18 protein-coding genes and 1 rRNA gene are annotated in these 22572 nt (G+C 61.9%); 10 read left to right on the top strand and 9 right to left on the bottom strand.

What is annotated here, in order from left to right:
• A 5S ribosomal RNA gene (rrf, locus tag PCS43_RS33415) occupies positions 1 to 75 on the top strand; the annotation flags it as partial.
• A gap of 281 nt (positions 76 to 356) precedes the next feature.
• On the opposite strand, the gene pdxR is transcribed toward rrf, so the two are convergent.
• Complete coding sequence (gene pdxR, locus PCS43_RS06575; protein ID WP_007727183.1) at positions 357 to 1751, bottom strand: MocR-like pyridoxine biosynthesis transcription factor PdxR; 1395 nt, start codon at positions 1749 to 1751, stop codon at positions 357 to 359.
• A 47-nt stretch (positions 1752 to 1798) separates the two neighbouring features.
• On the opposite strand from pdxR, the gene PCS43_RS06570 reads away from it, so the two are divergent.
• The 4 genes from PCS43_RS06570 (at position 1799) to PCS43_RS06555 (ending at position 6034) form a co-directional block, all read left to right on the top strand.
• The gene (locus tag PCS43_RS06570; protein ID WP_007727180.1) at positions 1799 to 2257 is read left to right on the top strand and encodes a carboxymuconolactone decarboxylase family protein; all 459 of its coding nucleotides are present in this window, start codon (positions 1799 to 1801) and stop codon (positions 2255 to 2257) included.
• 619 nt (positions 2258 to 2876) lie between these two features.
• Positions 2877 to 4331: a hypothetical protein gene (locus tag PCS43_RS06565; RefSeq protein ID WP_238565165.1), complete on the top strand. Its 1455-nt coding sequence runs from the start codon at positions 2877 to 2879 to the stop codon at positions 4329 to 4331.
• Positions 4332 to 4460: 129 nt separating this feature from the next.
• Positions 4461 to 5159 (top strand): class F sortase, encoded by a 699-nt coding sequence (locus PCS43_RS06560; RefSeq protein WP_007727173.1) that lies wholly within the window; start codon positions 4461 to 4463, stop codon positions 5157 to 5159.
• Positions 5160 to 5236: 77 nt separating this feature from the next.
• Positions 5237 to 6034 carry an SDR family NAD(P)-dependent oxidoreductase gene (locus PCS43_RS06555; protein WP_054187853.1) on the top strand — a complete coding sequence of 266 codons (798 nt, stop codon included), beginning with the start codon at positions 5237 to 5239 and terminating at the stop codon, positions 6032 to 6034.
• 14 nt (positions 6035 to 6048) lie between these two features.
• Here PCS43_RS06555 and PCS43_RS06550 read toward each other — a convergent pair whose 3' ends face one another.
• Positions 6049 to 7170 carry a GGDEF domain-containing protein gene (locus PCS43_RS06550; protein WP_125050252.1) on the bottom strand — a complete coding sequence of 374 codons (1122 nt, stop codon included), beginning with the start codon at positions 7168 to 7170 and terminating at the stop codon, positions 6049 to 6051.
• 175 nt (positions 7171 to 7345) lie between these two features.
• Here PCS43_RS06550 and PCS43_RS06545 point away from each other — a divergent pair, with 175 nt between their 5' ends.
• Complete coding sequence (locus tag PCS43_RS06545; RefSeq protein ID WP_007727164.1) at positions 7346 to 7990, top strand: GntR family transcriptional regulator; 645 nt, start codon at positions 7346 to 7348, stop codon at positions 7988 to 7990.
• Complete coding sequence (locus tag PCS43_RS06540; protein ID WP_070161580.1) at positions 7990 to 9264, top strand: MFS transporter; 1275 nt, start codon at positions 7990 to 7992, stop codon at positions 9262 to 9264. The genes PCS43_RS06545 and PCS43_RS06540 overlap by 1 nt, the downstream gene beginning before the upstream one ends.
• Before the next feature lie 45 nt (positions 9265 to 9309).
• On the opposite strand, the gene PCS43_RS06535 is transcribed toward PCS43_RS06540, so the two are convergent.
• From PCS43_RS06535 to PCS43_RS06510, 6 genes are all read right to left on the bottom strand, one after another.
• Positions 9310 to 10881, bottom strand: coding sequence for a flotillin family protein (locus tag PCS43_RS06535; protein WP_003941083.1), 1572 nt, complete (start codon positions 10879 to 10881; stop codon positions 9310 to 9312).
• 11 nt (positions 10882 to 10892) lie between these two features.
• A complete protein-coding gene (locus tag PCS43_RS06530; protein ID WP_064443044.1) occupies positions 10893 to 11408 on the bottom strand; it encodes a DUF1449 family protein in 516 nt (171 codons plus the stop codon).
• Positions 11409 to 11556: 148 nt separating this feature from the next.
• Positions 11557 to 12858, bottom strand: coding sequence for a M1 family metallopeptidase (locus PCS43_RS06525; RefSeq protein WP_050655931.1), 1302 nt, complete (start codon positions 12856 to 12858; stop codon positions 11557 to 11559).
• An 11-nt stretch (positions 12859 to 12869) separates the two neighbouring features.
• Positions 12870 to 16763: a Pls/PosA family non-ribosomal peptide synthetase gene (locus PCS43_RS06520; RefSeq protein ID WP_047269705.1), complete on the bottom strand. Its 3894-nt coding sequence runs from the start codon at positions 16761 to 16763 to the stop codon at positions 12870 to 12872.
• A 122-nt stretch (positions 16764 to 16885) separates the two neighbouring features.
• Positions 16886 to 18739 (bottom strand): BCCT family transporter, encoded by a 1854-nt coding sequence (locus PCS43_RS06515; protein ID WP_007727149.1) that lies wholly within the window; start codon positions 18737 to 18739, stop codon positions 16886 to 16888.
• Positions 18740 to 19164: 425 nt separating this feature from the next.
• Positions 19165 to 19572, bottom strand: coding sequence for a hypothetical protein (locus PCS43_RS06510; protein ID WP_054828023.1), 408 nt, complete (start codon positions 19570 to 19572; stop codon positions 19165 to 19167).
• A gap of 39 nt (positions 19573 to 19611) precedes the next feature.
• On the opposite strand from PCS43_RS06510, the gene PCS43_RS06505 reads away from it, so the two are divergent.
• On the top strand, positions 19612 to 19938 hold the full coding sequence (locus PCS43_RS06505) for a hypothetical protein (RefSeq protein WP_054828022.1): 327 nt from the start codon (positions 19612 to 19614) through the stop codon (positions 19936 to 19938).
• On the opposite strand, the gene PCS43_RS06500 is transcribed toward PCS43_RS06505, so the two are convergent.
• The gene (locus PCS43_RS06500; RefSeq protein ID WP_003941170.1) at positions 19926 to 20066 is read right to left on the bottom strand and encodes a hypothetical protein; all 141 of its coding nucleotides are present in this window, start codon (positions 20064 to 20066) and stop codon (positions 19926 to 19928) included. The two genes, PCS43_RS06505 and PCS43_RS06500, sit on opposite strands and share 13 nt — an antisense overlap.
• Positions 20067 to 20310: 244 nt before the next feature.
• On the opposite strand from PCS43_RS06500, the gene PCS43_RS06495 reads away from it, so the two are divergent.
• Both PCS43_RS06495 and PCS43_RS06490 read left to right on the top strand, forming a co-directional pair.
• Entirely contained in the window at positions 20311 to 21042 is a 732-nt protein-coding gene (locus tag PCS43_RS06495; protein ID WP_054828021.1) for an SDR family oxidoreductase, read from the top strand.
• A gap of 151 nt (positions 21043 to 21193) precedes the next feature.
• Positions 21194 to 22561 carry a purine-cytosine permease family protein gene (locus PCS43_RS06490; RefSeq protein WP_209911136.1) on the top strand — a complete coding sequence of 456 codons (1368 nt, stop codon included), beginning with the start codon at positions 21194 to 21196 and terminating at the stop codon, positions 22559 to 22561.
• Positions 22562 to 22572: the final 11 nt, after the last annotated feature.

Below are 22572 nucleotides of genomic sequence, written 5' to 3'. Positions count from 1 at the left end.
AACCCGGAAGCTAAGCCCTTCAGCGCCGATGGTACTGCACTCGACAGGGTGTGGGAGAGTAGGACACCGCCGAACACACATTAGAGAAGCCCCCCAACCAGTACTGGTTGGGGGGCTTTCTCGTACCCAAAACACCCCCGACTTCGAGCGAACGGTACGTTCGTCGCCTCAGATCGACCGAACGTACCGTTCGCACCATCAGGGGCGGGAGCACAGCCGACTCACCACCCCGTCCGGGATCGAGTGAACGACACGCTCACCCTCTTAGGCGAGGGGAACGGTACGTTCACTCCATCAGGGCAGGGCAGGGCAGGGCAGGGCAGGGCAGGTGAGCGGATGGGCAGATCCGACAGGCGTTATCGCAGAGCTGCCTGTAGCACCTCGCAGAGCACGTCCAGCGTCCTCGAGTACTGCGACTGCGTCGGCGTGCTGTAGCCGACGACGATGCCGTCACCGCCGACTGACGACACGTCGGGATGTCGGAAGACCGAAAGCCCTTCGAGCCCGAGATCGCGCGCCCGGGCCGCTGCAAGAACAGATTGTTCGGTGCCGGAGGGCAGACGGATCACAGCGTGAAGTCCCGCGGAGATCCCCTCGACCCTGACCTGGGGTACTTGCTGCGCAAGTGTCGCAACCAGTTGATCGCGTCGTCGTCGGTACGAGGTGCGCATCTTTCGAATATGGCTGTCGAATCTTCCGGATTCGATGAAGTCCGCCAAGGTCAATTGATCCGTTGAACTTACCCAGCGTTCGTAGGGTCCCTTTGTTGCGAGGACAGGTTCGATCAGCCTGTCCGGCAACACCATCCATCCGATGCGAATTGCCGGCGACAGTGTCTTGCTGACAGTGCCCAGGTACGCAACGTGCTGCGGTGCGATTCCTTGGAGTGCACCGACAGGTTTTCTGTCGTAACGGAATTCGCCGTCGTAGTCGTCCTCGATGATGACGCCGCCCGTAGTCGTGGCCCATTCGAGAGCGGTCGCGCGCCTCGCCGGTGTGAGGGGACCGCCGAGAGGGAACTGATGGGTCGGCGTCAGCAGAACACTTTCAGCAGATGTAGACGCCAATTCGTCTGTGCAAGTGCCTGATTCGTCAACCGATATGGGAACTGTCAGCAGCCCTTCGTCGGCGAGCAACTGCCGGTGCAGGTGAAGGCAGAAAGCGTCGACCGCAATCGTTCCTCCGAGTGCGCGGGCAAGGAGGGAGATCCCGTGACCCGAGCTGGCACTGATCACAATGCAGTTCGGATCGACGCGAACGCCTCTGGTGCGGCTCAGGTATGTGGTGAGGGCGTTTCGGAGTTCGACTCGGCCTCTGGGATCAGTAGTCGCGAACGCGTCGGTCGGCGCGGTGGTCAAAGCACGTCTGGCGGACGAAATCCATGCAGCGCGGGGAAACGCCGACGCGTCGGGCGATCCAGGGAGAAGGCTGTAGGTCCAGCGTCGTCGAGTCGGTGATGGCTCGACCTCGCGGGTGTGTGTGCTGGCGAGCGTGGCGACCAGGGTCCCGGAACCAGGCCGTGTGACAAGCCACCCAGCTGCGGCGAGTTCGGCATAGCAGTCCGCAACGGTGTTTCGGGCAACTCCGAGGTCGAGCGCGAGGGTGCGGGAAGGTGGGAGTCTGGTGCCGGGCTTCAACAGTCCACTGTCGATCGCGTCGCGAAGGGTCTGAAGCAGTGCAGCGCGAACCCCGATTCCCTGTGGCAGCTCGATATGTAGATCGAACCCAAGATTGGCCCACGAATTCACCACCGGATTGAACCATGTTTCCGGGTCTTTCCGGGATTACCGTTTGAGTTATGACTACAGCAACAGGACAAAGACTGGATATCGCAAAGCTGGCGCCCGAGGTCTACAAGGCGATGATTGCGTTGGATGCCGCTGCACGCAAGGGGCTGGAGCCGACGCTCGTCGAGCTGGTCCTCACGCGTGCGTCGCAGCTGAATCATTGCGCATGGTGCCTGGACATGCACACTCGCGACGCACGAAAGGTCGGCGTGACGGAGCAGAAGCTCTACCTACTGAACGCGTGGGAAGAAGCGCGAGGGATGTACTCCGATCGTGAACGTGCCGCGCTCGCCTTGACCGAGGCCGTGACAGTCCTCACCGACGGTTTCGTTCCGGACGAGGTGTACAGCGAGGCTGCCGGCGAATTCTCGGACGTGGAACTGGCTCAGCTCATCAGCGTCATTTTGACGATCAATGCGTGGAATCGCATTGCGGTTACCACGAGGAAGGCGCCTCCGGTCCGAGACTGATCCGAGGCCGTGCTCCGCTCTCCGGCAGGGCAGGGTTCCGCCGTCGGAGATCTGGATAATCGACGCAAAGAGGACCAAAAGATTGGTTCAGGGTGTGAACAAAACCAACAGATTCTTTGAATGTGAGGCAAATCACACAATGTGAGTGGAGATTGTTCTGGGGCATCTACAAGTTGCCCGAATCCCGACAAAGCAGTCTCGGTTGGAAGTTTCCGGCGAAGGGGTCCGCATAGCGGGCCCCTTCTTTTGCGCGCGAGCTGAAAACGCCCCTTCCTGTGAGTTTCCCCAGAATGTCCAAGTTACCGACTGGCTAGCGTTGGCGAAATGTCGGGAACGTCGCGGTTGGATGAGCAGATTTTGGGGGGATCGCGATTGTTGTGCGGTTGGACAAAGGTTCAGTCACCTTCATGGCTAACTCGTCATCCGAATGTCCAAGCTGCGCCCTGGGTGCTCGACGATTGGGTGATCTTTCTTGAAACATGCACTACATTGCCATTCAGTAACTGGCTGATTGCCAAAAGTGATCGGCTGATCCTCTCGGAAGTGAGCGCTGGGTGGCGTGGTATTGGGAATCCAGGCAACCGTCCCGCTACCGAAATGTCTTGAAAGGGAAGCTTTGATGACTGTGTCTGGTTCACGGCGTAGGCCGCTTGTTCTCCGGCTCTCGCTAACTGCAGCTATTGCCGTAGCGGTCGCCGGTAGTAGCGTTGCTTTTGCTTCGCCAGCTGTGTCCGCGCCGATGCCGGTGCGAACCGCGGCCGCTCCGGCGTTCACCGCCGGGTTGTGTGAGGGCACCGAGTACACGCCCTCGGAGCAGATGCTCGACATCTCCGGCATTCGGCTGGATCACTACAACGACGGCAACATCGTGCCGATGTACGGCACCACCGATCGGGGTACCTCGGCCGCGGTGGATGCTCCGGTCTGCGGTGTCCGCGACGTCGACGGAATTGCGAAGTCGGAATGGATGTACTGCACGGACTTCGATCTCGATCCGTGTGCCGGTGTCGACGAGAACGGTTTGCCGGTTGACAAGCACAACGACGAGATGGGTGCGACGGTGCCGTCTTCGGGCAATCCCGATCTGTCAGCCGACGATCTCGCTGTCATCAGTTGGTTGCTGCAGAATCCCGCCAAACTCGACGGTGTCGTTTCGGGAAATAGCAGCGAGGATGCACGTTCGGCGCGGCAGACGCTTGTGTGGTGTGTCTCGGACTACGACAATCCGCTGATGGCCGATTTCAAAAGCCTGTGCGACAGGAACATCGGAGACGACGAGCGAGCTCGCATCGTCGAGATCATGAACGTCACGCAGACGCTCGACCTCGTTCGCAAGACACCCGCGACGGGGACTCTGAAGGCCGGCGAGACTGCCGTTTTCACCCTGAATACGAATATGTACCGGAAGCCGATCACTGTTCAGTCCTCGGCGGGCACCGAACTGACCGTCTGTGGTGACAACGCCAAGGCGACGTTGACTGCAAATCAACTGACGGTCGACGGCCGCGGCGACGCACCGACTGCTGTTGATCTTTGCCTCACCGCTGCGGCCGGCGGGGACTACTCGGTGACTGCAAGCGTCATTCCGGATTCGGTCGAGAACCTGCACTGGAACACGGCAGGCGCACAGTGCCAGATCTTCGCGTCGTTCGACACCGTTCGGCCGGCTTCGATGAATGCATCTGCCAGCGTCGGATATGCAGCAGCACCCACGACGACACCGGCAACGAGCACACCGGCAACAACCACACCGGCAACGACCACACCGGCCACCACGACGCCTGCAACCCCGGTCGTTCCGATCGTGCCGATTGTTCCGATCGTGCCCATCGTGCCGGTTGTGCCGATCGTGCCTGTAGTTCCGGGTGCACCTGTTCCGTCGCAGCCGGTTGCAACTCCCGCAACTCCGGCGCCGTCGGCTCCGAAGCCGGCCACTGGCCCCCGCCCGGTTGCCATCGACGGTGGTGCTGCTGAACAGAATTCAGGCCGCAACGTCGCCGTCGCAGTGACGGGCCTCGGGCTTGTCGGAATGGCTGCTGCCGGAGCAGTTGCTCTCCGCCGCAAGCGATCCTGACACCAGGCACGTGTAGTAGACGTCGGCACCGATCACGCTTCGTGTGATCGGTGCCGACATTGATCAGACGCAGGGGGCGTCAATTCGCACGAGGTGCCGGGGGCGCCTCATCCCGCAGGAGACAGTTCGATGACCATGTACGAGTCGGATCCCAATCCATCCAATCCATACGACGATCCCAACCACGATCAGCCCGCGAGTCCAGGCAAAGGGCGTCGTGTCGCGTTCATTCTGGCTCTCATCGCGGTGTTGGTCGCCGGTGCTTCCATGGCCTTCGTCGGCCTGCGATCCTCCGATGACGATGCTGCGATCCCGCCGAGTCCGGGAGTTGTCATGTCGCACTCCGCGAATCCGGCAACGCCTACGGATGCGTTGATGACTCCCAACACCCTTTCGCTCGACCCGGTCGGTGTTCAGGCGCCGATCGTGGACGCCACCGTGCCGGAAGGAGTTCTCACTCCGCCGGAGAACGTCAAGAACGTCGGAATCTGGCTCGACGGTGCATCTCTCGATTCCGCCACCGGCACGACCTTGATTGCCGGACACGTCAATCTGACCGGCCAGGGTAACGGCGCGCTGTTCGACCTGGGCACGATCGAGCCGGGTGAAGTGATCCGTACATCCGACGCGACGGGTAAGAGCACGTCGTGGAAGGTGACTGCGGTGACGACGCGCCCGAAGGCCGATGGTGTGGAGGAAAGCGTGCTGGCCGGCCCGGAGGGCCCTCGTAAGTTGGCAGTCGTAACCTGCGGCGGCGAACTGCAATTCGAGGACGGTGTGGGCAACTACGCCGACAACGTCTACCTGTACGCGGATCTGATGGTCTGAGACACAGGAATGATTCCGACGGTCCCCGATCCCTCTTCGTAGAGATCGGGGACCGCCTGTTGGATAGTGTCGCAGGTATGGATCTTCACTTGTCTGGAAAGCGTGCGATCGTTGCCGGTGGTAGCAAGGGGATCGGTCTGGCAATCGCCAGAGGTCTGGCCGCTGAAGGGGTCGACATCGCGATACTCGCGCGCACTGAGCGAACCGTCGTAAGCGTTGCACGAGATTTGGTTTCGGAGTTCGGAATTCGTGCGATCGGAGTCGTGACGGATACGCGAGACGACGACGCGGTTCAGGCGTCGGTGCGGCAAGTGGTAATGGAGTTCGGCGGTGTCGACATTCTGGTCAATTCGGCAGCGACGCCGTTCAGCGCCGGAAAGCCGACGGATTTCGAGGCGACCACCGACGACGTCGTGCGAGACGAAGTCGAAGTGAAAGTGCTGGGGTACCTGCGAACTGCGCGCGCTGTGGCGCCGTATCTGATTGATCAGGGTTGGGGTCGGATCATCAACATCAGCGGTTTGGGTGCCAGACAGGCCACTTCGATCGCCCACACGATCCGCAACGTCAGTGTGTCTGCACTGACCAAGAATCTTGCGGACGAGCTGGGCCCCAAGGGAATCAACGTCACCGTCGTCCATCCGGGCGTGACGAGGACCGAGAGGTTGACCGCACGGATTACGCGCGAGTCGGAAGAATCCGGCCGCTCGCAGGCAGAGGTGGAGCGTGGTATCGCGACGAACTCGATACATCGGATCATCGATGCCGAAGAAGTAGCCGACGTCGTGACCTTCCTGGCATCGCCGCGAAGCATCGCGATCACCGGTGACGCAGTGGCAGCGGGTGGAGGAGTGCCAGGGCCGGTCTACTACTGAAATTGTGCGTACTGCTACCTGCCGGCGGTGGTGACGATCGTGTGAACGCGTCCGCCGCCGAGTCTCTTGCTTTCGTACATCGCCGAATCGGCGACTTTCTGCATGTCCGTGAACGCTGCTGCGCGGTCTTCTCCGGCGACGAATTTGTGGGTACGCACGGCGATTCCGATGCTCGAAGTCGACGGTATCTCGTCGGAATTCGAGTGCATTGCCGGTCCGATCGAGTTGAGCATCGGTCCGATGGCTGGCACGGAAAGTCTTTGAACGAGGATGAATTCGTCGCCGCCGACCCGCGCGACGACAGCATCAGCGTGTGCCCAGGCGGATAACCGCTGCGATACCCGGAGAATGATGCGATCGCCGACGTCGTGGCCGTGCACGTCGTTGATCGTCTTGAACCGGTCGATGTCGATCGCGATCACGAGTAGTGCCGCAGATTCTTGACGCTGGAACCCCTCGAGTACCTTCTCGACGTGGCGGTCGAGGCCACGACGGTTCAAGAGGCCGGTGAGAGGATCGAGGTCGGAACTGGAAGCATCCATGCTGAGCATCGTCAGCACGATCTGCGAGATGAATGCGCAGACCACCAACGCGGTGATGACGACCAGTACTTTCGAAACACCAAGGGCTGGATCGCGATCCGGCCCGAACAGAATTGGCTGCGCAGCCACCGCGATCACAAGAAGCGAGAAAGCTATGTGCGCGATCTGCAACTTCGGGTTGTGGAAGTAGGCGATGTAGATGCCGACCAGAGCAAAAATGACACAGGTGAGCAATCGTGCGAGCTGGGAGGAATCTCCAACGACGGAGATCGTGACCGCGATGTCGCAGAAGACCACGAAACCGAACGAGCGACGCTTTGTGGGGCCGAAGACCCACCATGAGACTCCGACTACGAAGCACGAGATCACGACAGCAGTATTGAAGAACAGCGCAATCGTGCTTGTCGGACCGGCAGGGCTGAATCTGTTCAGTAGTGCGCACACTCCCAGTCCGATGACAATGATGCCAAGTAATAGCCGGGTGGCGGTCGTGAGGCCGTTGTCGCGGAGATAGCGAGTGAAGCGGTCGTATTGATCGGGAAGAATCAACCACTCGCGGGTCAGCGTCCTCATCGACTTCATCTGCGATGTCATGAGTGCATCAGTCCTCGAAGGCTGGAGCGTGCGCCATTCATCGCGAACTGATTCCTCTTCTGTCTGGCACCTTGCAATGCTAACTGGATCGATGCCGCATCGGACCGAGATGTTCGGATCGGCGACCCGGATGTCTGCGTTGCGCCAGCGTGGAGTATAAATACATCTTGTGTCTATGTTGTATTCCGCTTCCGAAACCGTCTTCCGCGAAGTCAAGGAGCTGATCCTTTCCGGCGAGCTCGCCGGCGGGGAGCTGATCAGTGAGGGTGACATCGCTGCACGGACCAATGTGAGCCGAACGCCGGTGCGTGAGGCGTTTCTGCGTCTCGAGTCGGAAGGTTGGATGCGCCTCTATCCGAAGAAGGGGGCGCTGATCGTCCCGGTCGCGGATGGGGAAGCGGAACACGTAGTCAGTGCCAGACAGCTCGTCGAGACTCAGAGCGTTCGAGTGGTGTCGGTCCGACCGCACGCACGGGAAGCGCTTGTCGCAGCGTTGCGCGCGAATCTGATCGAGCAACGTGAGATTGCTGATCGCGGGGACGTGGCCGCGTTCAGCGCAATCGATGCCGACTTCCACAAGATGATCGTTGCCGCCGGTGGGAACCCTTTGCTCGACTCGTTCTACGCGAGTCTGCGCGACAGGCAACGACGGATGACAGCCCGGTCGATCTCACGCGACCCCGGCCAACTCTCGCGCATCCTTGCCGATCACACCGCGCTTACCGACCTCGTCGACACAGGCGATGCCGACGGATACAACACTGCCGTCCTCACACACATGCGCCAGGTCCACGGCCTCGGCTTCGAAGGAACTCTGTGATGAGCACCCAAACGATCGGCGCTGGGACCGCGGCCGAAACTCGTCTCGAGGGTGAACGCATCTCCGGCGGAAAGTGGCTGTGGCTGACCGTTGCCGCCAGTATGTTCGCCGCTGCCTGGGGCGGAAACGAATTCACCCCACTGCTGGTGATGTACCGACTCGACCACGGCTATTCGCCGGTGATGGTCGATTTCTTCCTCTTCGCCTACGTCGTCGGAATTGTGCCGGCCCTGCTGCTCGGCGGCCCGCTGTCCGATCGATTGGGTCGACGCCCGATCATGCTCCCCTCGCCGATCATCGCGATCGCCGGTTCGACGCTGCTCGCTTTCGGGGCGGACTCCGCCGCTGCTCTCATCCTGGGAAGAATCCTCTGTGGCATCGCCTTGGGGATCGGTATGGCCGTCGGCGGCTCCTGGGTCAAGGAGTTGTCCACGCAACCTTGGGATCCGACGGCGTCGGAAGGCGCAGGTGCTCGGCGAGCAGCGATGAGTCTGACCGCGGGCTTCGCCTTGGGAGCGGGTGCTGCGGGAATCTTGGCGCAGTGGGCGCCCATGCCGAGTGTGTTGGCGTACGTGCTGCACATCGCGATCACCGTCCTCGCCGCCATGGCGCTGTGGCGTGCGCCCGAAACACGACCGGCACAGGCGAAATCCGACCGTCGCAGGTTGATCGACGACCTCAAGATCCCCTCGGCAGGTCACCGCAGATTCCTCTACGTCGTTGTTCCGTTGGCGCCGTGGGTGTTCGGTGCCGCCAGTGTCGCGTATGCAGTTATTCCGGCGCTCATGACCGGGCACAGTGGCGATGCGCCCGTGGCCTTTTCGGCTCTGCTGTGCATGGTCGCGCTGACATGCGGATTCGCGATTCAGTCGTTGGGGCGCAAAATCGACACCGACCGCAGTGCTCGTGGCGCCGTTGTGGCTCTGGTGTTTCTGGTGGTCGGTATGGCCGGTGCTGCTCTGGTTGCGTCGACGCTGACCGTGGCGATCGCGATCGTGGCTGCAGCGATCCTCGGTTGCGGGTACGGCATGGCACTGGTGTCCGGGTTGCTGGAGATCCAGCGAATCGCGGGGCCGGACGATCTGGCAGGATTGACCGCGGTGTTCTACTCGATCACCTACATCGGGTTCGCGGTGCCTGCGTTGCTGGCGATGCTGTCGGAAAGCATTCCGGCACTGAGCTACACGGTGACTCTGCTGTTCGGATCAGCCGCCGCCGCTGCCTGCTTGATTCTGATTCTCTTCAAGTCGCGTTCACACCTGCCGAGCGCGTGAAGCCGGTCCGCCGACCCCTGCGAGAGTCGGCGGACCGGGGCGAAATCACGCGTCTACAGTTGCGGAACCGTTTTCCGAACTGTGGACCGAATTGTGTACCGAACCGGCCGGAACCGATGCGGTCTTGTTCAGGCCGTTGAGCAAACCGGTGATATCGACGCCTGAGCTTTCGAGAGTTTCGATGACACCGGCAATCACCTGGGGACTGATGCCCAGGATCGAGCCGATCGAACCCTGCGCCCCGTCGCTGCCGCCGACGATGGAGATCCGATCGATGTCGCCGACCGGCTTCGCTGCTGCTGCGGTGGCGTCGACCAGTGCTGCCAGAACGTCAGGCAGAGTGAGCAACTGCGCGGCCTGCGGGGTGTAGGAATTGAGCGCCTCGGCGATCTGACGCTTACCGGCAGCCTCGGCTTCGAGCTTGGCGCGCAAACCATCCGCTTCGGCCTGCTGTTCGGCGCGAACGGCGTCGGCCGCTACCTTGCGGCCGTCAGCTTCGGCTTCCAGACGTGCTCGAAGGCCGTCGGCATCAGCCTGCTGCTCGGAGCGAACAGCGTCGGCGACGAGCTTTCGTGCATCGGCCTGAGCCCCGCCGGCCTGCCTTGCTGACTCGGCCTGTGCCTGGGCGCGGAGGATCGCGGCCTGTCGCTCACCCTCTGCGCGTGCGATGGAGGCTTGGCGTTCGGCCTCGGCCGGTGCAATGACATCTGCCTGCAATGCCGCTTCCGATTGCTGGGCGCGACGACGCTCGACCTCGGTGCGAGCTTCGACGCGGGCCGCCTCGGCCTGCTCACGTGCGATGCCGACGGCCTTCTCGGCCGTTGCCTGCGCGAGTGGTCCGGCCTGGTCGGCTTCGGCGTTCTCGGCTTCGGTCTGTGCTCGAAGGCGAGCGAGTTCGACGTCGCGCTTCTGATTTGCACTCGCGATCGCAGTGTCGGCCTCGGCCTGTGCGACGGAGCCTGCCTGTCGCGCCTTTGCCGACTGGATCTGCGAATCACGCTCTGCTTCAGCAGTTCCGATCGCGGCATCACGTTTGACCTCGGCGATGCGGCGCTGACCGAGCGATTCGAGGTAGCCGTTGAAGTCGGAGATTCCCGCGATCTTGATGACATCGACTTCCATGCCGATGCGTGCGAGGTCGCCGCCTGCCTCCTCGACCACGCTGCGTGCGAGCGAATCGCGGTTGGAGTTCAGATCCTCGACCGTCATGGTTGCGGTGATTCCGCGCAGGCTGCCGGCGAGGATTTCGTTGATCTGCTGCTGGAGTTCGTCCAGGTCGGAGGTCAGGAATCGTTGCACCGCTGTCTGAACCGCTTCGTCGGCGGAACCGATTCGTACCAGGCCGACTGCCTCGACGTTGACCGGAACACCGTCGTTGGAGAGCGCATTCTTGAGATTGATGCTGACGTTGAACGGCTCGAGCGACATGATGTCGACGCGTTCGATTCCCGGAATCTTGAACCGGGCTCCGCCGCGGACGACTTTCGGCTTGCCTCGTCCGGTGAAGACCGCCACTTCGTTCGGCGGGACCTTGACGTAGTTCTTCACGTAGATCGCGGGGAGAACGATGAAGATGATTACTGCGACTACAACCGCAATGATGATGATTGGCAGCATGTATCGAGTCCTTAGATCGCGTCGTCAACCGTGACGACGTGAAGGTATTGATCGTCTACATCGGCGATGTAGACGGTGGTGCCGGTGGTGAGCGCCATCGGCTGTGCACTGACGGCCTTGGCCTGCACGCGATTGCCTTCGGCGTCGACGAACGAGACTTCTCCCCAACCTTCGGCTGCAATGGTGAGGGTGACCGTGCCCAACAGCCCGGAGTACGAAGCTCGTCCGATGTGCGAATTATCTTGTTGCTTAATGAGATAGGGGAGAAGTAGGCCGCGCGTGACGACAACGAGAACGGCGGCGAGTGCGAGTGCTGCAATCGCCGCTACCAATGTCGGAGCGTCCGCGAGAGTGGCAGCTACGCCGCCGGCGCCGAAGCCGAAAAGTGCTGTGGCCAAGGTTGTCAGGCTCAGAAATGGCAGCCCGTCTGCGTGGCCGCCGCCCAGATCTGCAACCTCGCCGACGGCAAAGGCTCCGATCAGGGCGACGACCCCGATTACGAAACATATTGTGAATACAACGAACATCGATCCCCCGATCTACCTGTCGAGGAAGCGTGCCCTGAGAATTGTGTTGTCGGGGTCGTCCCTCGGCCCACCTCTATAGTAAAGGTAAGACAAAGCTAATCGGCGCATTCGGAATGTTTCGGCGTGGTGATATCGCGGTGAGAGAGCGTCAGAGACGAGGCAGAGAGCGCTGATTCAGCCATGCATCCCACAGTGGGCGCAATGGAGTGTCGGTGAAACGTGAAGCGAGATCGGTGAATTGCTCGGTACTGACCGTGCTGTGCCGATGCTTCGTGGTCCACTGACGGATCAGTTCGAAGAACTTCTCGTCTCCGAGAACGCCGCGCAGGGCGTGCAGAGTCAATGCGCCCCGCTTGTAGATTCGATCGTCGAACATCAGGGCAGGACCGGGATTGGCGACGATCAAGTCCTGAGATTTACGCCCGAGCCCTTGATAGGCGTTTGTCGCGAGTTGGTTCGAGGACGGACCACCGGAATTCTCGGACCAGATCCACTCCGCGTAACAGGCAAAGCCTTCGTGCAGCCAGATGTCGCACCACTGCCCGAGAGTGAGGCTGTTGCCGAACCATTGATGGGCAAGCTCGTGTGCGACAAGACGTTCGGAACCGCGCCTGCCTGTGCAATGGTTGGCTCCGAAGATCGAGAGTCCCTGCGCTTCGATGGGGATTTCGAGTTCGTCGTCGGTGACCACAGCGGTGTAGTCGGCAAAGGGATACGGGCCGAACAGCTTTCCGAAGACCTCCAGCATCTGGGGTTGGCGCCCGAAGTCGACGTCGAACGCTGCGCGCAGCCGAGGTGGGTGAACGGCGAAGACCGGTACCGGCCCGGCGCTCACTTGTCGGTGCTCGTACTGACCGATCTGAATGGTTGCCAGGTAGGTTGCCATCGGTTCGGTCTGCTCGTAGACCCACGTCGTCTGACTCGCACGGGTCTGCTTGCGGATCAGCTTGCCGTTGGCGAGGGCATAGAACGGGGAATCGGTGGTGATCGAGATTCGGTACGACGCTTTGGAAATCGGATGGTCGTCGCACGGGAACCAGGACGCCGCGCCGTTGGGCTGACTTGCGACCAAAGTTCCTTCGTCGAGTTCCTCCCAGCCGACTTCGCCCCACAGGCTCTTGATCGGCTCGGGGTTGCCGCTGTACGCGATGGTGACCGACAGGGCACCGCCCGCGGGGATCTTGGTAGACGGCGTGAGGATCAGCTTGTTGTTCAAGTGCGCGTACTTGGTGCCGCGGGCACCGTTGACGGACACCTTGGACACCTGCAGGTTCTGTGCGAGGTCGAAGCTGAACTTGGATCGGCTCTCGGTGGTGACAGCGGTGATGACAGCTTTGCCGGCGAGACGGTTGCTGAAGACCTTGTACGTCAGTTCCAGTTCGTACCGGGACACGCGGTACCCGCGGTTGCCGTTGAGCGGCAGGTACGGATCGATCGGCTCCTCGAGCATTCGGTTCGGCTTCACGACGCCACCCACGGTGCAATCGGGTTGCCCTGCCAGCGGGTGGAGGGCGGAACGGTGTCACCTCGCATCACCAGAGATGCAGGCCCTACCGTCGCTCCCGCGCCGATGCCGGCTGCGGGTAGCGCGACACAGTGCGGTCCCAGCGTTGCTCCTGCTCCCAAAGTGACGGTGTCCATGGACATGATCCGATCATGGAAGAGATGAGTTTGCACGACGCACCCCCGTTCCACTGTCGCTCCGTCGCCCAAAGTCACAAGATCTGCCTCGGGTAGCCAGTACGACTCACACCAAACGCCCTTACCGATCTTGGCCCCGAGTCCACGCAAGAAGATGTTCAGTACGGCCGTACCAGTCGCCGCGCGAGCGAACCACGGCGCCGCGACGGTCTCGACGAAGGCGTCGGCTACCTCGTTTCGCCAGACGAACGAACTCCACAGCGGATGCTCGACCTTGGCGATGCGTCCGACGACGATCCACTTGGCGGCGATGGTGATCGCGCCCGCCACTGCTCCGGCGACGAGCAGAATTACGCCGCTCAGCAGAGCCGCGAACCAGAATCCGACTGCGCCGACCAGTGCTTCGAGTGCAAACAGAACACCGAGACCAATGCCGAACGTGACCATGACGGGGATCAGTCGGCAGGTTTCGACCACTCCGCGGGCGATCTTGAGGCGCATGGGCGGATTGAACGTGCGGGCGGCGTCGGTGTCTCCGGCAGCCCTTCTCAGACGTACCGGTGGACTACCCAGCCACGATGATCCGGACTTGGCCTTGGACGGGGTAGCCGACAGAACCGCCACCAGACCGTTCTTGGGGACGCGTCGACCGGGGGCGGTCATACCGGAGTTGCCGAGGAACGCGCGCTTGCCGATCTTCGCCTGTTCGATGTGCATCCAGCCGCCGCCGAGGCCGTAGCTCGCAACCATGGTGTCGTCAGCGAGGAATGCGCCGTCGGCGACCGTCGTGAACTTGGGAAGGAGGAGCACGGTGGAGGCTTCGACGTTCTTGCCGATCTTGGCGCCGAGAAGGCGGAGCCATCCCGGTGTCAGCAGGCTCGCGTAGAGCGGGAAGAGGAAGGTTCTGGCCGAGTCGAGCAGGCGTTCGGTCGCCCACACCTGCCAGCCGATGCGGCTGCGGACAGGGTGGTAACCGGGGGTCAGCCCGATCGAGAGAAGACGAACGGCCACAAGGGTGACGACTGCGAAGACGAGCAAACTCAGGATGGTCGCGACGGGAAGCATGATCAGCGATTGGAGCACTGCACTCGCGAGCGTGTCGGTGTCGCGAATCCACCAACCGATCAATGCGATCCCGGCCATCAGCGCGAAGATCGGCATACCGGCCAGGAAGACCGAGGTGACGCCGTATACCGGCACCCAGCCGGGTGCGCGCTTCGGATGTTCGGCCGGCCAAGGATGATTCGCTTTCCCGACCTTGGTGGCGGGGGAGCCGGCCCACTGCTGGTTTGCCTTCACTCGGCCGAACACCGCAGATCCGGGTTCGACGACGGCGTCGCGACCGATACGCGCGCCGGGCAGAAGCGTCGAGCGTGAACCGACGGAGGCGCCGTCGCCGATCTTGATCTCGCCGATGTGAATGACGTCGCCGTCGATCCAGTGGCCGGAGAGGTCGACTTCGGGTTCGACGGAGCAGCCGTCACCGAGTTCGAGCATGCCGGTGATGGGAGGAAGTGTGTGGAGATCGACGCCGCTGCCGATGTCGGCGCCGAGGGCGCGGGCGTAGTAGAGCATCCACGGTGCGCCCGAAAGGTTTGCTGCGCCACTGGCTTCGGTGAGTCGGAGCGCTATCCACAGACGCAGGTGTTCACTACCACCTCGCGGGTACGTTCCTGGCTCCAACTTGCGTAGGAGCAGGCGCGCCCCGACGACGGCGATGGTCATACGGCCGATCGGCGTGATGAACACGATGAACGCCAACAGGATCCACCACCACGAGACCGTGGGCGCCCAGCTGACGTCGACGAACCAGCCGAGGACGTTGTTCGCGATCGCCAGCCACGTCACCCACTGCAGTCCGGTGAGCGTCGTGAGCGGAACGGTGACGGCGATCTGCGCGAGCTGAGTCTTCAAGGGTGTCGGAGCGACGATGCGCGGCTCCACAGTTTCGGTGGGTGCCAATTCGTCGAGATATTCGGCGAGCGATCCCAACCGTGGGTGGTCGTAGAGCTGTGCGACGGTCACTTCGGGGAACCGCTCGCGCAGGGCGGTTACCAGCTGAGCCGCAGAGAGGGATCCGCCGCCCACTTCGAAGAAGTCGTCGTCGAGTCCGGTGATCTGCGCGCCCAGGATCGATCCCCACAGGCCGGCAACCCAGGCAGCGGTGCCGTCGAGGCCCAACGCGGCCCCCGCATCTTCACCGGCGCCGGGCAAGGGCCACGGCAGCGCATTGCGGTCGACCTTGCCTGACGTACGCGTCGGAAGTTCGTCCATCAACGCCAGACGCGGCACGAGGGCTGCTGGTAGCTGCTCGCTGAGCAGTGCATGAGCGGCCTTGAGATCGAAGTCGGGATCCGTGCTGGCGATGTATCCGACGAGGAGCTGGTTGCCGGCTGCCGTCTTCTTCACGGCTGCGGCAGCGCCGCTCACACCCGGCAGGTTCTGCAAGGCGTTGTCGACCTCACCGAGTTCGATGCGCCTGCCGCCGAGCTTGACCTGATCGTCTGCGCGGCCCTGGAACATCAGGCCGGTGGTTTCGAGCCGGACCAGGTCGCCGCTTCGGTAGGCGCGTTCCCACCCGAGAGAGGGCATCGACGCGTACTTCTCGGCGTCCTTCGCGGGGTCGAGGTAACGGGCGAGGCCGACGCCGCCGATCACCAGCTCGCCCACCTCACCGACCGCGACGGGATTGCTCTGGGCGTCGACGACGGCAAGGTCCCAGCCGTCGAGGGGGAGGCCGATGCTGACGGGACTCTTGCCGTCCATCAGTGCGCCGCAGGCGACGACGGTTGCCTCGGTGGGGCCGTAAGTGTTCCAGACCTCGCGGCCCTCGACGGCCAGGCGCTCTGCCAGTTCGGGTGGGCAGGCTTCGCCGCCGAAGATCAGGAGTCGAACGGCTTCGAGGGCCTCGGCCGGCCACAGAGACGCAAGCGTCGGCACAGTGGAGACGATGCTGACGTCACGCGAGACCAGCCACGGGCCGAGGTCCATGCCGCTGCGAACCAGCGAACGAGGAGCCGGGACGAGGCAGGCGCCGTGGCGCCACGCGAGCCACATCTCCTCGCAGGACGCGTCGAATGCCACGGAGAGTCCCGCGAGGACGCGGTCACCAGGCCCGATGGGCTCGTCCTGGAGGAACATGCGCGCCTCGGCGTCGACGAAGGCAGCGGCATTGAGGTGAGTGACCGCGACGCCCTTGGGGGTGCCCGTGGATCCTGAGGTGAAGATGATCCAGGCGTCGTCCTCGGGTTCGGGTTCGCGAACCGGTGGATGTTCGAGCCGCTTCGGCGCCGTCCCCGGCTGGATTCCGTCGCCGGTGATGATCGCCGCTACCTGCGCCTCGCCGAACACCAACTCGGCGCGCTCTTCCGGATCGTCGGCGTCGACGGGAACGTAGGCGGCGCCCGCCGCGAGGATCGACAGGATCGCGACGTACAGCGAACGCGAACCTGACGGCATCCTGATTCCGACGCGGTCACCTGCGCCGACGCCGGCATCACCGAGCCAGCGCGCACCGAGCTCGATCTCGTCGAGCAACTCCGAGTACGACAGTGTGGTGTCGCCGTCGTCGATGGCGGGTGCTTCCGGGTTGGCCTCGGCTGAGGCCCGCACGATGTCGATGAGCGTGCGCGGCGCAGGTGCATGCGCCGACCGTAGGAATACGGACGGAATCCCGAAAGATTGTTCCGTCTCCGACTGCGACTGGAGTGGCAAACCCGTTGGTCCTGTTCTACTCACGAAACTTAGAGTCCTGCGAACTGTCGAGTTGAAAGTCTCATGACAAGTTTGCGAGTTGGTGAACAGATATGCCTAATGCAACATGCCGAACGTGCCGGTCAGTCCGTACTGGCAGCTTGCGCGTGGCCTTCTGCCGAGTCGGCGAACTCGGGTGTGTCGAACACCTCTCCGCCCAGCGGATCGACGACCTTCGATTCCTCGGAGAAGTCGACGGCGCCGGTATCCGGGTCGATGTTGACCGCATGGGCGGGAACTTCGTGGACCGCGACGAGCATGTGGGCGTCGGAGGGATCCGTCATGATTCCGCTTTGTGACGGGGTCAGCCCGGCGAAGGTCGACGAGATCTTCAGATCGCGGAGCCGCTTTTCGGTGGGTTGCGGAACGTCGGTCGATGCCGAGGCATTTGTAGAAACCCGCAGGTAGCGTGGTGCTGAAGCGACCTCGTATCGGAACGCCTTCAGCATCGACAGACATGCCAGCACCATGATGACCGAGAACGGTACCGCCGTGGCGATGGCAACGGTTTGCAGCGCCGTGAGCGATCCACTGCCACCCACGATGAGGAGAACTGCGGCCGCGGCACCGGAGAGGAACGTCCAGTAGACACGCGTGATCTTGGAGGTCTCCAAGCTGCCACCGGTCGCGAGGATGTCGATGACGATCGAGCCGGAGTCCGCGGACGTGACGAAGAAGAACACGATCACGACGATCGCGAGAACACTCGAAATCGTTCCGAGCGGAAGTCCGTCGAGAAGCGTGAACAATGACGTGTTGGTGTCCACTGCGCCGGATGCGTCGAGCATCGTGCCCTCGTTGCGCTGACGCAGAATGCCGGAGTTACCGAAGATCGTGAACCACAACGAACCGACCAGCGTCGGGGCCAGCAGCACACCGAAGACGAATTCGCGGATGGTGCGGCCGCGTGAGATGCGCGCGATGAACATGCCGACGAACGGTGCCCAACTCATCCACCAACCCCAGTAGAAGATGGTCCATGCACCCTGCCAGCCGTCTTCGGCGAACGGGGACGTACGCAGCATCAGTTCGGGCAAGGCCTGGACGTATCCGCCGAGGTTCTGCACCCACGACTGCATGAGGAACAGCGTCGGTCCCAGAATCAGGACGAACAGTGCCAGCGCGGCAGCGAGCATCATGTTGATGTTGGAGAGCCACTTGAGGCCCTTCGTGACACCGGAGACGACCGAGAAGGTCGCCATGCCCGTCACGATGACGATGATGGTGATGACCAACCAGTTGTCGGTCTCCACCCAGCCGAGGTAGTCGAGGCCGGCCGAGATCTGCTGGACACCGAAGCCCAGCGACGTCGCGACACCGAACAGCGTGCCGACGATGGCGACGACGTCGATGGCGTGGCCGATCTTTCCTTCGATGCGAGCCCGTCCGAGGAGCGGCTCGAGCAACCAACGGATCGAGAGCGGACGACCCTTGCGGTAGGTCATGTACGCCAGACCGAGGCCGACGACGACGTAGATCGCCCATGCATGAAGGCCCCAGTGGAACAGCGTCAGTTCCATTGCTTGATTGGCTGCGGCGTCCGTGGATCCGGCGATCTGCCCGGCGACGGGTGGGGTCACGTAGTGCGAAAGTGGTTCGGCTACTCCGTAGAACACGAGCCCGATGCCCATGCCGGCGCTGAAGAGCATCGCGAACCACGAGAGCATCCCGAACTCGGGCTGCTCGTCGTCACGTCCCAATCGGATGTTGCCGATGCGGCTGATTCCGCAGTACAGCGCAAAGATCACGAAACCGGTGGCCGAGAGGATGTACCACCAGCCGACGCCGTCGCTGATCACGTTGTTGAGTGTTTCGAAAGCGTCCGCGGCTGTTCCCGCGTAGATCACGGCAAAGGCGATCAGGGCAAAGATCACTATCGACGCGGGGATGAACACGGGTTTCCGTAGTTCACGCCACGCAGTTTTGACCGCAGTCATTCCACTCCTCGAACGTTCAGGCATTCACAGCGCCCATCAGTGCGGCCACGTGTCACGCGTAGGTGGGCGTTTCGCTCACACCATCGCAGGTCAAGACCGGGCTATTGTTTTGAAATTCAACGTAACGTCAAGTTTCGGTCAACTCAACTGGACGAAAGATGCTGCACTGTCGCGAAAGTTCTCACTGGATGCCGTAGTTCCGGTTGTAAATCGTTGGGTAATAGTGGCATTGGGTCATGAGTGGAATGCTGAACGGCGAATTCGATTGGTACGGTGAGTTGAATCGGTCGAGTCGACGCTCACCGATTGACCACATTTGTCAAACTAGGCGAAACAGCCTGTCTGTCAGGTGGTTAACTCCTGGCGTGCTTGCCCGATCGTGGCGGTCAGGTGTCGATACCTAACTGTGATTGTGATGGTCGCAACTATCGGTGTTGCGGGCCCTGTTCGCCCCGCTGGGCGTCGATCAGATCCATCGCATCCTTCAGGCCCAAGCCCGGATGTAGTTCGCGTAGTGCCTTGATTGCGGGAATGCGGTCGTCTGTCGACGCGAGTGCGCTACGGACGTCGTCGGCAGGGATTTCGGTGGGGGCAGTTGTCCCTTCCCACCACACCGACTGAGGTTTGTTCCTGCTTCGCCAGGCTTGGACTGCGTAGTAAGCAGACCCGACCGTCGCGAAAAGCCAGATTGCGAGGAATGTCCAATTCCAAGCTGTGGGTTCTGTGATGACCTTGTCGATGGTGCTTGGGCCGAAGAAAACGAGTAGCCAAACCAGCACGATCGTCTGCCACCATCGCTCGACGCGCCTGCTCGGATTCCACCACTCTGCCATCGACCGATACTCGCACAGGGCTGCTGTTTCGGTGCGACGATGGAGATCATGGAGATTCGTGATGCGGTGGAGCGACTTCGGGCGGATTCCGGGACCTCGATGATCTTCGGAGAACCGCACCAGACCAGCGACGGATCGACGATCATCACGGTTTCGCGTCTACACCGGCGGTGGCGCCGCGACCCGATACCGGTGCCAGTGGGAGTGTTCTCGATCCACGAGGGTGAGCCGTCGTGGTCACCGGCCGTCGATCACACCAGGGCGGCTTTGATGGGGGAGTTCATCGGGTTGGCGGCCGCAGTGATCGCAACTCTGGCCGTTCTACGTCGTCCGCCCTGGCCTGATGTGACGATTCAGAAGGGGTGACCCAGAATTACGCCGATTAGTTGGAACGGCATCGCGAGGAACATCGATCCGACGTAGAGCGGATAGCGAATCGGATCGCCGGCGAGGTAACCCTCGGCGAGCCAGGCCATGACGTCTGCTGATCCCATAGTCGTTACTTCCCTTCGCTGTTGTGGTTCACCGACATTTTCGGTCGTGGGAGTTGTTTTGTTACAAGCGAACTCGAAGGAGGAGTACATGTGAAGGCAGTTTCGACGCAGCAAACGTCGTCAAGCGAGATCCCCGGGGGCGGTGTCCTCTACCAGCTAAGTCTCGATACTTAGCACTGTTCCGTAGTGAAATCTGTGCGTTCTGCACATGTCGGGACAATTCGGTGAGCCCTACAGTCGCTGCATGACAACGACACCTTCTCCTCTCTCAGGCAAGACCGTCGTACTGATCGGCGGCGGAACAGGCATCGGGCTGCGAGTGGCGCAGCTTGCCGTCGACGCCGGCGCGCAGGTAGTTCTCGGTGGCCGAACCGCATCCAAGCTCGAAGCAGCGGCCGCGCAGCTGGGTGAGGCTGCGCACTGGTTCACCGTCGACACCTCCGACGACGACTCGGTGAAAGAGTTCTTCACCAACATCCCCAGCGTCGATGCTCTCTTCACCACGGCTGCCGATTACCAGGTCGGCTCGTTCCGTGAACAGAGCGTCGAGGAAGCGGCGTCGCCGTTCACCTCCAAGTTCTGGGGGCAGTACCGCGTCGTGCACGCTGCGCTCGACAAGCTGACACCCACCGCATCGGTGGTCCTCATGTCCGGCGCTGCCAGTGTGCGGCCACCCGCAGCTGCCGCGGCATACGTTGCAGCCAACGCGGCAATCGAGGGGCTCGGGCGGGGGCTGGCGGTCGAACTGTCGCCGATCCGCGTCAACACTGTCGCTCCCGGAACCATCGACGGGCATCTGTGGGCTCAGCGCCCGGCGGAGGTTCGGGAGGCCGCGTTCACCTGGAGCGCCGAGAACAACGTGCTCGGCCGCGTCGGGAACGAAGACGAGATTGCACAAGCGGTGTTCTATCTCTTCACCAACACGTACACAACGGGTTCCACGCTGTACCCCGACGGCGGATACGCGTTGCGTTAGACCCGTGCCATTTGGCGACTGTGTGAAATGACGACTGTGCGAAATGCATTGTCGTAACACGAAGAAACGCCAATTCGCCCATAGGCGTGACCCTGGCCACATTCGTACCGTCTTCTCCGAGAACACTTCCCAACTATTCGAGGAGTCCGTCATGAAAAACACGTCAACGACCGCCGCCGGCGGTGAAGTGTCCGACGGTGACGACTACGCGCTCACCCGCGTTCCCGACGAAGCACGATATTCGTGGTTCTCGGTGGCAGTACAGCGATTCGGTCAGGTATCGGCACTCGCACAGTTCTTGCTCGGTGCGACGCTCGGCTACGGTATGACGTTCTGGAATGCCTTCTGGGCATTGACAGTCGGGGCGGTGATTCTCGAGGTCGTCTGTATTTTCATCGGCATCATCGGGGTTCGTGAAGGGCTCAACACATCGGTGGTCGCACGCTGGTGTGGATTCGGGCACGCAGGTTCCGCGGTGATCGGTTTGGTGATCGGGGTCAGCCTGATCGGTTGGTTCGGCATTCAATCTGCTGTCTCTGCATCAGGTTTGCACGGAATCATGCCGTTTCTGCCGCAGTGGGCGTGGGCTTTGGCCTTCGGTCTCCTGATCACCGCGATAGTCCTTCGCGGGTTCGGATCCATGCAACTGATCGCCAATATCACCGTTCCGCTGTTCCTGATCCTGGTCGGTTGGGCCGTCATCGCCGAACTGCGTAATCACTCGCTGTCAGATCTGATGACATCTGCTCCAGCCGGGCCGGAGCTCAGCTTCCTCGCCGGAACTATCATCGTCGCAGGCGGTTTCATTGCCGGAGCAGTGATCACACCTGACATGACGCGCTTCAACCGCACGGCAGGCGATGTCGTGAAGCAGACGCTCGTCGGAATAACATTGGGCGAATACGTGATCGGGCTGACCGGTGTTCTCCTTGCCCATGCCGTTCGCAGTTCCGACATCGCCACGATCATTCTCTCGTCGGTCGGTTGGGTCGGCGTTCTGATCATCGTTCTCGGCACCTTCAAGATCAACGACTGGAACCTGTACAGCTCGGGGCTCGGCGTCGTGAACTTCATCGACGTCGTGTTCGGTCGACGGATCAATCGCGCAGTTGTCACAGCAGTTGTCGGCATCACCGGTTCGGTCCTCGCGGCTGCCGGAATCCTGAACTCGTTCACCGACTTCCTGATCCTGTTGGGCGTCGGATTCCCGCCGATCGCCGGGATCATGGTGGCGGAATACTTCATCGTCAAGACATGGCGCAAGGATCTGGAGGAGAGTCGAGCTGCGGGTACCCTCCCGAACTCGGCACCCACTTGGGTACCGGCCACGCTGGTGATCTGGATCGTCTCGGCGCTGATCGGTCATTACAGCACCTTCGGCCTGCCGTCGATCAACGCGGTGGCCTCGGCCTTCGTTCTCTACGTCGTCGCGGGTCGACTCGGCCTGATTCGCGGAGTCGGACGCACCGCAACCGAAGCGCCGCAAGAGACTTCGGGAAAATCTGCGCTCACGCACTAGCACGGCACACA

Source organism: Rhodococcus sp. C-2 (genome assembly GCF_027854095.1).
Taxonomy (GTDB): domain Bacteria; phylum Actinomycetota; class Actinomycetes; order Mycobacteriales; family Mycobacteriaceae; genus Rhodococcus_F; species Rhodococcus_F qingshengii.
The sequence above is the reverse complement of the archived record's forward strand: the minus strand, read 5'-3'. Positions and strand labels throughout refer to the sequence as shown.